This window comes from Proteiniborus sp. MB09-C3, assembly GCF_030263895.1.
In the GTDB taxonomy this organism is placed as follows: Bacteria; Bacillota; Clostridia; order Tissierellales; family Proteiniboraceae; genus Proteiniborus.
In genome coordinates this window covers 1,618,572-1,632,354 of record NZ_CP127161.1, presented here as the reverse complement: position 1 = coordinate 1,632,354, position 13,783 = coordinate 1,618,572, and the positions used below count along the sequence as shown (strand labels likewise).

Sequence of the window (13,783 nt, the reverse complement as noted above, 5' to 3'; positions counted from 1 at the left end):
TTATTCAAGTATTAAATAAATAAAACCTGTCTTTATGCATTCATATACTTTTATTATTTGAATCTATTATTCTTTTTCTGATGTTAAATATATTCTTAAAGTGAGACCTTCTGGTTGGTTCACTATGAACCTCACCTCAGTCCACAAAAAACACATATTTTCCCCTTGGCGTAAAATATGTGTTTTTTCATGCTCCATAATTAATTAATTTAAAAATTACTCTATGCTTAAAAAATATCTATTAGAGGAATTACTTCCATTCTCCCTATAACGTGATTCTTTCCTAAGCAAGCCACAACGAATTAAATCGGCTATGGCTCTCTTCACTGTACTCCTTGACATTGATGTGTCTTTTGCAATGGTATTAATGGCTGGCCAGCACTCACCCTTTGCATCACATCTATCTTTCAAATACATATATACACACTTAGCACGAGATGGAAGTTCCTCTTTATAAATCCTCCCAAAAAAGCTCAATGAAACACCCCCTATGTCCTGAGTATTGATTTGCGTTTCGAATCTACTTTACCTTCACCAGTTTGCTCATGTGTAGGAGTATGAAGTATGCCTCCTTGTTTGTTTGCAGTGGATTCGGTAGTTCCTTCTTCGTCTATTACATCAGTCATATACTGACTAATAACATTTTCTTCTAAGGTCTGCTTGTCGGCATAGCGTACCTTACGATGGGACTTTTCCTCCATCTCATATGGCTTGTCAAAAGTGATGCCCCAATCCAAAAATAATCGAAGTTTTGTTTGCATTGGATGTACACCTGTTTTCATAATTACAAAGTTTCCTTTAGGCAAGGATTTTAACTCATCTGCCGTAAGTAGAGGTCGCTCAATCATCTGTAAACTTTGAGAGGGATCATTTTTCCCTCTGCTGATGCTTCCACTCATAACTGTTCTACTACCAAGTGCTTTAGATAACACCTGAGCTGTTTCTGAATTTGGTGCAAACCCTCCAAATATAGTGAGTTGACAGTTATCAGTTATAATCTCACTACCTTCTTTCCCATAATTCTTATCAAGCTGTGCAAAGGATTGAATGATTGGTACAATAGAAATTCTTCTTGATCTCCCTGCACTAAGCATCATTTCAAAGGATTCTATTTTGGGTATTGTTCCTATTTCATCTGCATATATCATCACACGATTAGGTAGTTTGCCTCCGTTTTCATCAGCTACTGTCAACATCTCACGATAAAACTGTTGCAAAAATAAACTGACCATGAAATACTTTGTATTATCTTCCTCCGGGAGTATAAGAAATATTGCAGATTTTTCATAGCAGAAGGTTTCCGCATCAATTGTTGTATCAAAACACAATATCTGCTCCATTTCAGAATCAAGAAATGCATTGAGCCTTGATAGTACAGTAGAAAGAACAGAAGCCATTGCTTGCTCTGCTGAATTAAGTGCAGCACCAGCAAACCATCTAGCTTTATGATCAGGTGGAAGTTTATCCATTAATAATTGGAACTGGCTTTTCCCTTTCACCTTACTTGGAGCCATTAAATCCTGTACCAATTTAAATACACTAATGATATGCCTTGTATCTGTTACAATTCCATCTTCTTCACTAGGAGGCAAGTATTCTGCTACCAATAAAATAACTGCTGTCAGAAGTCCTTCGGCCGCATCATAGAAGAATGCATTTTGCCCATAAGCTGAGCTGTCACCTCCTGAATTTATGATTGTCTTAGAGATTATCTTTGCATATTTTTCTGCCTTAGCTCTTGCCGATAGATTATCGTTATTCTCTCGATATGCATCCATATATTTATTTACTAAGTGCAAAAGATTATTTCCATCACTGCGTGTGGGATTTCTTAAATCAATAACTGCAACTTTATATCCATAATTCTCTTTAGCTATCGTTCCATAGTTTCTAGCTAAATCTCCCTTTGTATCAGTGGTTATAAAACTCATCCCACTTGCACATGCATATTCTAGGTTTGGATATAGAAAAAAGGCTGTTTTACCAACTCCTGCTGCACCAATCATAAGACAGTGAACATCTCCTGTATCTACAAGTCCTACAATATCTCCTTTATTTCCTTTACATCCAACCACTAATCCCTGTATCAAATTACCACTCTCATCACGTGGAAGATTCTTACCCTTTCTCCATTGTGATACATTGAAAGGAATATGCTCATATGTTTTAATAATTTCCTTTTGTGTAGCGAAACGAGCAACTCCATGTTGGCCATCACCTACTGTTTTAGATTTGATTCCATTTAAGGTATAATAATGAGCAAGTAAAGACAACCCACCAATAACTAAGAACATTATGGAACCAACTCCTATCAATAAAAGTACCTGTGATTGCATTAAATTAACCTCCATTCCCAAAATATTTTATGCACAGATCAATCAATCCTGTGGTTTTCTATGACATCATCATTAACTGTTTTTGCTCTTGCTTTTGTTGCTGCAAAACAATAGTAATAATTGCCTTTAAGCAATGTTTAGCAATAGTTTCATATCTTCTAGCAATATCTTTCTTTTCATTTTCACAAGTAACACCCTGCTGTTTTCCAATTTGCTCAAGTTCTTTTTGTATATCTAATAAGCGATTATTAAGTTTACTACGATTTTCATATGCCTTGAATCCATCATGTAATCCTGTAAGCAATTTGTCCGTTTCTGAAGGATAGCCCATCTGTCTGTATTCATTGGATGCAAGGCATAAAGAAAGAGCAGACAGTTGTTTTAAATTTTCAACCATCTGCTCTGTATCATCAGTATTACATTTTTTAAATAAGGTATTTAGTTTTGAATGTGAATTATTATTCTTTCTTACTTCTAAGACATGTTCTTTGATTTCAGTGCAAACTTCATCACGAATAATATCTTGTGGGTGTTCCTCTGATGGAATTGCTGAGAGGTTGAAGCTTTCTTTAATATCTTCATTCCAGTCCTTGCATTTAGAAAGCAATCTACTGCATTCAATTCCTTTCTTAGAAAGTATATCCTGAAATTTTTCACTTGCTTCAATCCCAGCTGTGTCATGGTCTAAACATAATATAACATGATTTAAATTAGGATTATTTTCAAGCATTTTAAGCATTGCTTGTTCCGATACTCCACACAATGCGACATAACTGTGTTCCTGCCAATTGGTATTTTTATTTATTGTAATGAAAGACATCATATCAATAGGTGCTTCAAATACATAAAACCTATTACTTGTTCCTGTGTAATGAAAGCTATAACAAGGATTACTGTTCTCAACATTACCTTTAAAACTTTGACCATTAGAATAGATTCCACGTTTGTGAGCGTGGCAAGGGACTCCATTTTCATCATAACCTACAAATACTGCGTTATGATATTCTTTCGTCTTGTTTGCAGATTGTTCACAACTTTCATAGAGTAATTTTTGTTTAGCGAAGAAACTAACCACATCACGATCAATATGACGATTTTTAATGAGATACGCAAAAACCCTTCGCATATCTGAATTCTTCGGTGGGAGTACAAAGGGTTTTCGTTTTATTTGCTTTCTTTCTTTTGCCTTACTATATAACTCACCTTGTTCACCACTAATGAGCTTTGTTACTGCCTCTGGAAAAGATAAGCCATAAAAGTTTTGTACAAAATCAATTGCAAGACCTCCCTGCTCTAATGCATGATCGTACCATTCGTTACCTCTAACTGTAATACTATGGTTACTTGCAATTCTTTTTTCTCTACCTGATGGCAATAGTTTCTCACCTTGCCTTTGTAAAAACTCTACAAGGTCAACTGAATTGGCTCTTTGTTTTTGTTCTTCTGTAAAATGAATATAAGTACTCATAAACCCTCCTTGTATTTCTGATTTTTATTTTTAATCAGCTACCCTTATTTAATGATTTTTGGCATAAAAAACAGCCTTTACATTTGAAAGACTGTTATTGTTGTATAAATTTATTTTTTTAAGCGGCAAGCCTTCCATTCTTGTTTCATATTCTTGTTTAGCTCATCATGAATTGGTTGGTATTTAAATAACATTATATTCTTTCCAGCATTTCATTAAATAAATTTTTAAATTGTGATGTTAAAGAAACCAACGTGAGTTTATACCATAACTCTTCACTCATATCTATATTTTCTATACACCATATTTTATAATGTTCGTTCTTCGTTTCGGTGTAGTAGTCAATAGAAATATCTGCATTAGAACACCCATTATGTTTTTGCTTATATTTTTCTGTGCTATACTCATTTTTTATAAAATCAATGTGTCTGAAGGCTTTTCTATTTGGGTAATACTTACCATGAACAAAAGTAATTAATACATATTTGGATTTATAAGTTTCTTCAATATATGGAAGTTGTTCTACCTCAATGTGCCAAAACTCTTCATTAAGAATAGTATCATAATCTTTCTTGACAACCATCAATAATTTATTATATGTTTCAGGATTATAGTGAACAGTAATGTTCTTTGCCTTGTCTAATCTTGTTTTTGAAAAAAGAAATGATGGTCCATAGAATTTTTCCGAAAATTCATAGTGACAAATATCTGCTTTATCAATATCGGTTGCTAATCGTTCATCTAATCGCAAAAAGAGATCTGCTTTGCTCAAATCAACACCATCTTGCATAATTTTAAAAACTGCAGGAACTGCCTCTCCAGCACGGAGCGGCTTTCTATCAATAAATATATTATAAAGATAATATTTGTTATCAAAAATGAAACCACTCTGACGAAAATCAATATTTTTAACTTTGGTTAAATGATAGTCATTGGTTGGATAAACAAATTTTTCTTCTGGAACAATTATATTAAAATCCCATTGCTTATATCTGTTCTCATCTAATACATAACAAACTAAGGCACAGGCAAGTATTTCATCATCAATGTATATATTAGAAGGTAGGGATATTTGTTTTGTAACAATTTTATATCTTTGTATATCATCTAATTTAATTGGAACAGCATAGACAAGGATAGCCTGTGCCACAAATAGATAAGATGGGTTTGAAATATCATTCGCTAAATGGTGAAGAATAGTTTCTTGGGATATTCCGCTTTTTTCTATAAGTTCTTTAGTCTTATTTACCAACGGTATGAGGTAATTTTGAGTTCCATTCCATTTCATTCCTCCGAAATGTCTATATAGAGGAAGCATCAAATGACTAGTATAATAACTTATATTGCGATATATATCTAATGATAATATTTTCATTAATAATTCATCCATATATACACTAGATCTCCTTTACAGTTTGAGTTACAAAATTACCCTTAACTTTTTACTAGTTACTCCTTTTATAAAAAATATTATCTTAAAAATTATTCATACAAATTCCGAATCATCGGATTATTTATAAATAATTCCCACATCCTAATATTCTATTTATATTAATTATATAATAGCTTGATATCTTTTTGAACAACAATTTTCTTACAAGCACATTTCAATTTTAAATTATAATTCCCTGTTCATGTTCATCTCTCTTATTCCCTTGTGCTGCTTTCTTTTCTCTTAGTTTCCTCATAAGCTTACTATCTATCTTTAATCCTACCCCTGATGATTTAAGAGGAATATTATCTTCAAATATTTTACTCATATGATGGAACATTCTTGTTACCATAAGACATGCAGATGGTTCTTTAAATTTATCCATATTTTCAAGGAAAATCTTTGCGTATTCATTTCCTTGATCTGCCGATAATGTAAACCATTCTATTGCCTCTTCTTTATTTTTTGGTACACCTTCACCCGTTAAATATAATTTCCCCAATAAATACTGTGCATATTGATTTCCTTTTTCTGCTGATATAAGTAACCATTTTATTGCTGTCGAAATGTCTTTATGTATATCCTCCCCCTTAAGGTATAACTTGCCTAGCTGATATGCCGCATACTCATTCCCCTGTTCTGATGATAGTTCAAACAGTCCTACAACTTTATAAATATCCTTCTCCACATATTTTCCGTTAAGATAAAGCTTGCCAAGAGAATACTGTGCAAATTGATTACCACTTGTCGATGCCTGATATAAATATTCAACTGCTTTCTTAATTTCTGTTATAGTTGGATTTTCTTCTGCAAGGATTAATTTTGCAAGTGAGTAACAAGCAAATAAATTTCCTAGCTTTGCAGACTTTTCATAGTACTTTTTTGCTCTCTCTATATCCTTTTCAGTACCAATCCCATTTTGAAGCATCCAGCCAAGTCTATATTGTATTTTATCATCATTGCTTTGCTTTTCTAACTTTTCAAAACCGATGAATGCAGAATGAAAATATTTATTTGATTCTTTTTCATTCTTATAGGTTCCAACTCCATCATTATACATCTTTGCAACTTCAAAATCAGCATATGGGAAACCCTGTTTTGCAGATCTTAAATACAAATTAAAAGCTTTTATATAGCTTTGTTCTACGCCTTGGCCCCTATAATAAAGTCCACCCAAAGAATACTCGGCAAATTTATATTTTTGTTCTGCTGATAAAGTGAACCAATAGAAAGCCTCTTCATAGCTTTCTTCTGTACCAAGACCTTGTAACTGCATTTTACCTATACGATATTCTGTATATTTCCATGTCTTTTTATCTTCAACCTTATAAAAAGCTGCAAGAGCCTTTTGATACCACTCATAAGCTTTTGATATATCAATATCTCGACCAAGTCCGTCTGCAAACATTCTTCCAATATCAAACATGGCAAGAGCATTCCCATTTTTTGCTTCTAATACAAACATCTCAAAAGCTCTTTCTAAATCTTGAACTATATCATCTGTACCAAATAAAAAATCACAAGCCTCTTTGTATTCATCACTCCATTTTACGTAAACATCTTCAGTGGTATCATCATTAACTTCTATTTCACTAACTAAATCTAGAGTATAACCTTCTATTTCAATAAATCCAGTATCATTTATAAATATGTCATCTATTGCTTTATCTATTCTTTCATCAGTAATATCAGTATTATCATCAGTTACTTCTTCAAAGGTAGTAGTTCCTTTATCGAAATTATCCGCCTCTCTAATAATCATATTTTTAATTGACTTGAATTCTTTTTGCTGTGATAAAGGAAGAGGTTCACGCAAATTACCCATGTAATTATAAAGCACTTCATTATGCATTTCATACCAAAGAGCATATGCCTTACTAATCTTTTCATCCTTTGCGAGCTCATCTACAATCTCATCTACCATTGCTTTAAGCTGTGGCTGTAAATAACCATATTGTTTTTTTCCATTAGTAAATTTCAGACGGTCGGAAAGATTTATTAACTTTTCTTCAATATTGCTATTCTGCATTGTGTCATTTTTCATCTCAGTAATTAGTTTGATTAATACTTCCCTTGATTCTTGTTTCAACTCATCTCTTCTTTTACTTTGCTCTATATAAATTCCCTCTAGTTCCTGACCAAAGATATTTTTTACAAATCCTGATTTCATTTTCTCTATACCTTTTTTAGTTAGGTATCCCTCTTTAGGATCTGTAGAGTAACAAATCATATGAACATGGGGATGATGCCCTTCATTATGAAAAGCTGCATACCATTGAAAGTTTTCAGGCTTTATTTTCAAACATTCAGCTATATCTATAGTGTAGTAAGAAAGCATATTGTGCCAGCTTTCAGCATTATCAAAACCAAGTCTTGCAGCATCTTCTCGTCTAAGTGATATAATCGGAGTCCATATGTTTCCTGTATGGTTTGCAACGTTGTCTGCTATTCTGCTAAGCACCAGGGTATCATCACCGCCTGTGAACAGCCCATGCTTTCCCATTTTTTCTACCCTTGGTCTATTTGCAATATAATCCACATAATTTTTTCTTTTACCAATCTTATCAACATTTTGTTCTATTGCTATCCCAATAAATTCAGAAGCATTTTCTATTGTAGAATTACTAATATAATCCTCATACTCAAACAGATTTTTAGTACTTGGGAACTCTTTTATGATCTGAGCAATTAATTCCTCTTGCTTAATTGTAGATGAAAGATTTTTATCTTCGACTTTTATCTTTTCTACTCCATCACGAGTAGCTATATAATTTACCAAGTTTTCAAGGTGAGCTGATGTTCTTTTGCCTCCACCTTTTAGATATGGGCACTTTAAAATAAGCCTTGGCATAAATTATCACTCTCCAATTCCTTGTTGGAACTTTATCGCCTCCTCCATGGATACTTTACCTCTTGTTTTTTTCACCTGCTGAACACACCTTCCTCGAAGACTACGAAGTTCTTCATCACTAATTTCTAAACCAGCTGCAAGTATATTCATCATCATACTCATTTCAACAGATAGACGAAATAAATTGCTAGCATTTCTGTTTTCTGTTTCTTTCATTATTCCTTGCATGGCTGATATAAGTATCTTTGATAGATATCCTGTAGTATCCTCACTTACAAGGTATCCCATATAAAAGTTCAACGCCTTATCTATAAACTCACTTCGACTTTTACAATTATCTCCTTCAAGCAAGCTATCCATCTTTTCTATTGTATCAGGATAGAGCCATACTGCTGTCCGTTTCTTTGATGTACTCTTTAATTCTGCCACTTTAACTTCACCTCAAATTTCTCTTCTTTTAACTTGACCACCTCTATATGACACTGACAAGTGCTTATTTTATGGGTTTTATTCTAAATGTTGACCACCTTGATAGACACAAACCGTGTTTTTTGACTACCTACTTTAATTCTTTCAACCCACGGCACTGCCGGGGGATGTGACTGGAAGGTGGAATCTTTTGACCACCTTCCTTTATCCTGCACCAAAATCAATAGGGGGGTTCACTTACCTTTTAGGCTCATATTCTCCTAAAATCCAAGTATCATAAGGCTTAATCTGCTCTATTCATAACTCTGGGCAAATTCGCCCACAAATCGTTTTATCTTTCCTTAAGGATAACTTGTGCCACTCTCGTTCATACAATCGCACACAGGGGCAAATATCGCCCCAAAAATGGTTTTATTCCTGTGTTGTAGATGTAGAAGTAGCTGCACCAGTATTTTTAGTTGGTTTCCTTGGTGTTTTAGCTCTACTTTCTTCCTCATTCTTTTCATCAATATATTCTCTGACATTGACTGGCACATGCTTCTCATAAAGCTTTTGTAGCTGTTCTGCTAGTTCATCTTGTACATCAATCTCTTTCTTCTCCATATATTTCTTGATTGCTCTTAGCTTTTCAGCTTCAAGACTTACGCTAATAGTATCTTTTTTCATCCAAACATGCCTCCTTCATTTTATTCAATTTTTAATAAATCCAATTGCAAAAACAGAAAAGGAATAGTCACTACATACTCATGACCATTCCCTGATTTCCATCCTCTGTCTGCTCTTGAGACTCTTCAATTTCTTCTGCATTTATAGTTTCTGTTGGAACTTCTGCCTGTTCACTTTGCACTCTTTCAGTCCTTCTTCTGCCACGATTAGAGGTAGCTCTTGGAGTAACTTCTGATGAACTTTTACTAATAGGTGCCGTTATTTCCGTCTGGTTTTCCTGCTCATTATCATTTCTCTCTAGATATCTTCTAGTAGCTGATGGAACGTATTTCTCGTAGATACTACTAATATGTTTTTGCAATTCCCCTTCTACAGTCAGTTCCTTTTCGTTCATATAAAACCTTAATGCTTCTAGTTTTTCTTTTTGAAAAGTTACCTGTAATGTTGCTTTTTCCGTTGATATACTCATCCTATAACTCCTCCTTTTCTACCTACATTTTCATCTCCATATCTTGCGACTGTTCAAATTCCTCTATAAGTGATAGCTTATTATCCTTAGAACTATATCGATAAATTGCATCGGATAATACTTCATCAGGTTCTACTTGGCTCTCATTTACTTCTGAAACCATTCCATGAATATATTCTAAATCCATATTTTCCTCTTCTTTTAATATGATTACTTCGTGGAGGGAGGATGGCAATACAATAAAATCTCCACCCAATTTCTCTGCGATAGAGGACATTACTTCTTCATCAAATATATAAGCTGCACCTTGCATTTTTTTATCATTGCTAAGTACCCACATTATATTTTCTCCTGTCATTTCCTCAAATTCTTCTATATCTGCACCCATCATCTCTGCAATAATATTATTCATATTTTCAAATGTAGGTGGCAATATCTTTGGCATATTCATTACTGCTTGGGTATGAACCTCTCCCTGATCTACACCCCAAAGTTTTAAATGTGCATTATTTAATAAAATACTTCCTATCCCTTCTTCCGATACATTCAAATGCATTCGATACACGATTGCTAAATCCTCTCTTCTTTGATGAGGAATATCTTGCAACAACTTTTCATTTTTCTCTGCATGAATGACCGTATAATACAGATTATCTTTCATATTGTTATAGGTGAAGTCTTCTAAATTAAACTGTGGCGATCTTTTTATTTCTCTTTGAAAAATCTCACTAATCTTGCTCATAGTATCACTGGTCTTCATACCATCCTGATATAAATCATAAAAGGAATCCAGATAAATATTAGGGCAAATATTGCTTTCTCCACGCAAAGTAAGTCCTGTTAATTCCATTCCATTATTTTTTCTGACCTTATTTATTTCTGGGTTTACATCTTTATATTCTTCTGGTAAATAATCTTTAATTTCTCTTTTTACTGTTTCTACATATTCATTAAATGTCATATGCATTCCCCTTTACTTTTGCTGTTCTCATTGAAACAGACTGCTTTTTATAGTTACCTTCATTGCTGCGTGCTGCTTAAAAACTAATAATCTTATTCTAAAAATCAAACCCTATAAACTCCATCCTTGGTTGTGCCTCTGGTTCTTCACCTGTGAATTCTTGAATCTTACCAAATTCTTGTGTGTATTTTTCTATTTGCTCATCGCTTAAGGAAACAAATTCTCCATCTTCACTATCCCCTACAATAAAAAAAGGACCAGCAATGATGTCATTACCAACCCTTCGATTTAATTCCATCCCATTTAATTTTCCTTCTTCATTACATACTAAAATACAATTATCATCTAAATAAATACATTCAAATAACCCTTCAATCTCTCCTTGAATACCCTCCAAGTCATTCGCTATTTCTTTTTCATAAGGTAAGTTTTGTGGTTCAATCTTTAAGATACGAATTGTCTTTTCTATATTATCCATTCAATCATCCTCCTACATATTCATGTTTTGACTTGGTTTTATTTCTTCGTCTAAATTATTACAATAGTCGAGATAGATTGTCATATCAAAGCAATCATCGAGTACTTCAATTTCTGCAATTTCATCTCTGCTTGTTAGTTCATCTAAGAGTAAAGTTCCAATACCATTGTTTTCTTTTATAACTATTCCATGGGATTCTTCAATCTCATCAAAATAAATAGCCCAACTACCATTTGAAGTATTTTCTGCTGCCTCCTTTATTATCTGTTCTGCAACCATTGAAATCTGCTGTTCAATATATGGCTTAATGTTTGGCATAAATGCAGTATACCTTGCATACTTATGTCCTTGACTGTCAATTAAAATTCCATCTCCGCTTTCCATATTAAGTGCCAATAATCCATGGATCTGTCCTATAGAATCTATAAACATTTCTTCTTTTCTATCTATAATGAAGTCCCTATCCTCTAATAAATTGTTACTGAATTCTTCAAACTCATCCTCACTCATTATTGCAATGCCTTCAATGACACAATTTTGTGTATCAAATTCAGATATTTTTCTTTCAAATATTGCTTTTGTAATTAACATAAAGACCTCCTTTTATTTTAAAATATGCGGTCTGCCATATAGAACCTGTTTGTTTGAATCAAATAAATCTCGATATACCACCTGTCCTTTCGAGTATGCAGCATCTATTACTTTTCCATTTCCAGCATAGACTCCTACATGAGTAATGTTCATAAATCTACCGTTTGGTTTATGACTCCAAAAAACTAAATCTCCAGGAACTAAATCTTATTTTGCAACAGTAAGATTATTATTAACACAAAATCTTCCTTGCTCTGCGGCTGTTCCGGGTATTATTATTCCTATCTGCCTATAGCTCCACATGGTCAAATAACTGCAATCCGTATAATTTCCTTGTCCTCTTCTTTCTTGTGAATAGGAATCTCCAAGTCTAGTCATGGCAAGCTTTACTATCTCTGATCCATTCTCTCCCTCTGGCAAATCATGATACAATTGCTCTAGTTCTTCTGGAGTAATGCTATGTGTCCAATCGCCCCATTCCCCAAAACCATCTCCTTCACTTGGTGCTGGAACTCCATACTGTATTCGGTAATAAATTTCATTGGCATTGGCCATATCTTCATAAGTAGTTGCCTTTCCCATATTTGTTTCAATATTTGTATAGATTTCAGGGAGAGTATCAATTGGTATAGCTACTAGATATGTTTCTTCCACTTCATTTCCGTCTGCATCAATTATGATTCTTGTTCTTTCCTCATAAATGACAAAGCAGTCAATATATTTATCTTGGTCTACACCAGATGGCTGGTCAGAGGCGAAATACAGAGAATAAAAAATAGCCTTAACCCTTATTGAGTCCAGACTATCTCCATCTTCCATTTGACCATTAACTTCCTCTATTCTTTCATCAAGCATTGTAAAACTATTACGCATATTTTCTATCTGACCTCGATATTCTTCAGGAATATTTTCTGATATAGTACCCACATGAAAGGATAATTGGATAGCAGTATTGTTATGATTTGCTGTTCCTGAAAGCAAACCACACAGAATAACAATGATTAGTATAAATGGAGATAGGATTGCAGCAACAGTCCATCCTATTCCTTTTCTCAGTCTTTCATCTGATAATGCTGATATAGCTGCTTTTGCAATAAGTCCTATGGTTGTAGGGTCTGCCATTTATTATCACCACCATTTCATCCCGAATAAGCTTTCTTGTTCACCTATATCATTCATCTCATCCTCCATCTTAACTTTAATTTTATCTACTGCATTTTGTAAAATATCTGCATCAAATCCTGCATCCATATAGCCATCTTCAATGGATATCTTGTAACGTTCTGATGGTATTCCGAGTTCATGACCAGGTGTCATAACATAAACCATTGCTGAAACAGTCCTACCATTTAACACAATCTCCATGTTTTCCTTTTCATAAAAATTAGGATAACCTTCATACCTATCTAGTGATTTCTCATCTTCTGGTTGGATTCCCCATAGCAAAACGGGAACGCTACTTTCTTGACATGGCTCAATAGTTGCTACTGAACTATATCTTGAACCACGAAATACAAGCTCATAATCCTTTATTTCTGATACTCCAATGACTCTTGCAGTAGGGCATCGTTGTTTCATCTGTGATAGATTTAAATTACTTCCATATGCAATATATAATATTTCTGATACTGACTCATTTGATTTATTATTTTTCATCCTGACCTCCTACTGATTCATAGACATAGTAAAAGCAGGAGATTCTTCCTCCTGCTCATCTACTGCCATATCATTATTTTGTGTTTCTATTGTTTCTTCTTGTGAATCTGAAAGCTCAACTTCTCTCTTTTTTCTTAACCTTTCTTTCTGTGCTTCTGCTTGTTCAGGTGACTTCCATGCAATATTTCCTTCTAAATGGTCAAGGAGATGTTTCCTTGCTGTTTTAAATTCATCTCCTATTAAACCAAGTCTTAATAGCCATACTCTGAATGTATATTTTTCATTTTCTGATACAGTCTTTATTGGACTTGCTGACCTTTGGTTGTAGGCTTGAGCTGTAATAGCCATACAAAATTGCAGATATGCTTTCATCTTCCCAGCATGAAGGGAACCATTAAAGGCACGATTATGTTGAGCTAAGCATAATCGTGCTTATGTGCAGTAAA

Annotated in this window: 13 protein-coding genes and 2 pseudogenes; all 15 read right to left on the bottom strand. The window is 33.8% G+C overall.

The genetic code is table 11. From position 1 onward, the window contains the following. Positions 1–216: 216 nt before the first annotated feature. Positions 217–477 carry a helix-turn-helix domain-containing protein gene (locus QO263_RS07835; protein WP_285628514.1) on the bottom strand — a complete coding sequence of 87 codons (261 nt, stop codon included), beginning with the start codon at positions 475–477 and terminating at the stop codon, positions 217–219. A gap of 11 nt (positions 478–488) precedes the next feature. Then, complete coding sequence (locus tag QO263_RS07830; protein ID WP_285628511.1) at positions 489–2,336, bottom strand: VirD4-like conjugal transfer protein, CD1115 family; 1,848 nt, start codon at positions 2,334–2,336, stop codon at positions 489–491. Between the two features lie 58 nt (positions 2,337–2,394). Then, a complete protein-coding gene (locus QO263_RS07825; RefSeq protein WP_285628508.1) occupies positions 2,395–3,804 on the bottom strand; it encodes a toprim domain-containing protein in 1,410 nt (469 codons plus the stop codon). 193 nt (positions 3,805–3,997) lie between these two features. After that, positions 3,998–5,194 (bottom strand): hypothetical protein, encoded by a 1,197-nt coding sequence (locus tag QO263_RS07820; RefSeq protein ID WP_285628505.1) that lies wholly within the window; start codon positions 5,192–5,194, stop codon positions 3,998–4,000. A 223-nt stretch (positions 5,195–5,417) separates the two neighbouring features. Next, positions 5,418–8,087, bottom strand: a complete 2,670-nt coding sequence (mobP3, locus tag QO263_RS07815; RefSeq protein ID WP_285628502.1) for a MobP3 family relaxase — start codon at positions 8,085–8,087, stop codon at positions 5,418–5,420. A 6-nt stretch (positions 8,088–8,093) separates the two neighbouring features. After that, complete coding sequence (locus QO263_RS07810) at positions 8,094–8,516, bottom strand: hypothetical protein (RefSeq protein WP_285628499.1); 423 nt, start codon at positions 8,514–8,516, stop codon at positions 8,094–8,096. A 411-nt stretch (positions 8,517–8,927) separates the two neighbouring features. Then, a complete protein-coding gene (locus tag QO263_RS07805) occupies positions 8,928–9,182 on the bottom strand; it encodes a DUF6103 family protein (protein WP_285628496.1) in 255 nt (84 codons plus the stop codon). A 70-nt stretch (positions 9,183–9,252) separates the two neighbouring features. Continuing rightward, positions 9,253–9,651, bottom strand: a complete 399-nt coding sequence (locus tag QO263_RS07800) for a DUF6103 family protein (protein WP_285628493.1) — start codon at positions 9,649–9,651, stop codon at positions 9,253–9,255. A gap of 22 nt (positions 9,652–9,673) precedes the next feature. Continuing rightward, on the bottom strand, positions 9,674–10,612 hold the full coding sequence (locus QO263_RS07795) for a DUF5688 family protein (RefSeq protein WP_285628491.1): 939 nt from the start codon (positions 10,610–10,612) through the stop codon (positions 9,674–9,676). A 97-nt stretch (positions 10,613–10,709) separates the two neighbouring features. Next, positions 10,710–11,090 (bottom strand): DUF3846 domain-containing protein, encoded by a 381-nt coding sequence (locus QO263_RS07790; RefSeq protein ID WP_285628489.1) that lies wholly within the window; start codon positions 11,088–11,090, stop codon positions 10,710–10,712. Positions 11,091–11,102: 12 nt separating this feature from the next. After that, positions 11,103–11,681 carry a DUF6329 domain-containing protein gene (locus QO263_RS07785; RefSeq protein ID WP_285628486.1) on the bottom strand — a complete coding sequence of 193 codons (579 nt, stop codon included), beginning with the start codon at positions 11,679–11,681 and terminating at the stop codon, positions 11,103–11,105. A 12-nt stretch (positions 11,682–11,693) separates the two neighbouring features. Then, a pseudogene (locus QO263_RS19000) lies at positions 11,694–11,870 on the bottom strand (hypothetical protein); the annotation flags it as partial. Positions 11,871–11,888: 18 nt separating this feature from the next. Further along, positions 11,889–12,803: an NlpC/P60 family protein gene (locus QO263_RS07780; protein ID WP_352169576.1), complete on the bottom strand. Its 915-nt coding sequence runs from the start codon at positions 12,801–12,803 to the stop codon at positions 11,889–11,891. 6 nt (positions 12,804–12,809) lie between these two features. Continuing rightward, the gene (locus QO263_RS07775) at positions 12,810–13,337 is read right to left on the bottom strand and encodes a gamma-glutamylcyclotransferase family protein (protein ID WP_285628483.1); all 528 of its coding nucleotides are present in this window, start codon (positions 13,335–13,337) and stop codon (positions 12,810–12,812) included. A gap of 9 nt (positions 13,338–13,346) precedes the next feature. Beyond that, positions 13,347–13,742, bottom strand: a pseudogene (locus tag QO263_RS07770) (amidoligase family protein); the annotation flags it as partial. Between the last annotated feature and the right edge of the window lie 41 nt (positions 13,743–13,783).

Bases quoted from the DNA above. Each gene is read 5' to 3' on its own strand.
- QO263_RS07830 (WP_285628511.1), bottom strand. From the start codon at position 2,336: ATGCAATCACAGGTACTTTTATTGATAGGAGTTGGTTCCATAATGTTC.
- QO263_RS07825 (WP_285628508.1), bottom strand. From the start codon at position 3,804: ATGAGTACTTATATTCATTTTACAGAAGAACAAAAACAAAGAGCCAAT.
- QO263_RS07820 (WP_285628505.1), bottom strand. From the start codon at position 5,194: ATGGATGAATTATTAATGAAAATATTATCATTAGATATATATCGCAAT.
- mobP3 (WP_285628502.1), bottom strand. From the start codon at position 8,087: ATGCCAAGGCTTATTTTAAAGTGCCCATATCTAAAAGGTGGAGGCAAA.
- QO263_RS07805 (WP_285628496.1), bottom strand. From the start codon at position 9,182: ATGAAAAAAGATACTATTAGCGTAAGTCTTGAAGCTGAAAAGCTAAGA.
- QO263_RS07800 (WP_285628493.1), bottom strand. From the start codon at position 9,651: ATGAGTATATCAACGGAAAAAGCAACATTACAGGTAACTTTTCAAAAA.
- QO263_RS07795 (WP_285628491.1), bottom strand. From the start codon at position 10,612: ATGACATTTAATGAATATGTAGAAACAGTAAAAAGAGAAATTAAAGAT.
- QO263_RS07790 (WP_285628489.1), bottom strand. From the start codon at position 11,090: ATGGATAATATAGAAAAGACAATTCGTATCTTAAAGATTGAACCACAA.
- QO263_RS07785 (WP_285628486.1), bottom strand. From the start codon at position 11,681: ATGTTAATTACAAAAGCAATATTTGAAAGAAAAATATCTGAATTTGAT.
- QO263_RS07780 (WP_352169576.1), bottom strand. From the start codon at position 12,803: ATGGCAGACCCTACAACCATAGGACTTATTGCAAAAGCAGCTATATCA.
- QO263_RS07775 (WP_285628483.1), bottom strand. From the start codon at position 13,337: ATGAAAAATAATAAATCAAATGAGTCAGTATCAGAAATATTATATATT.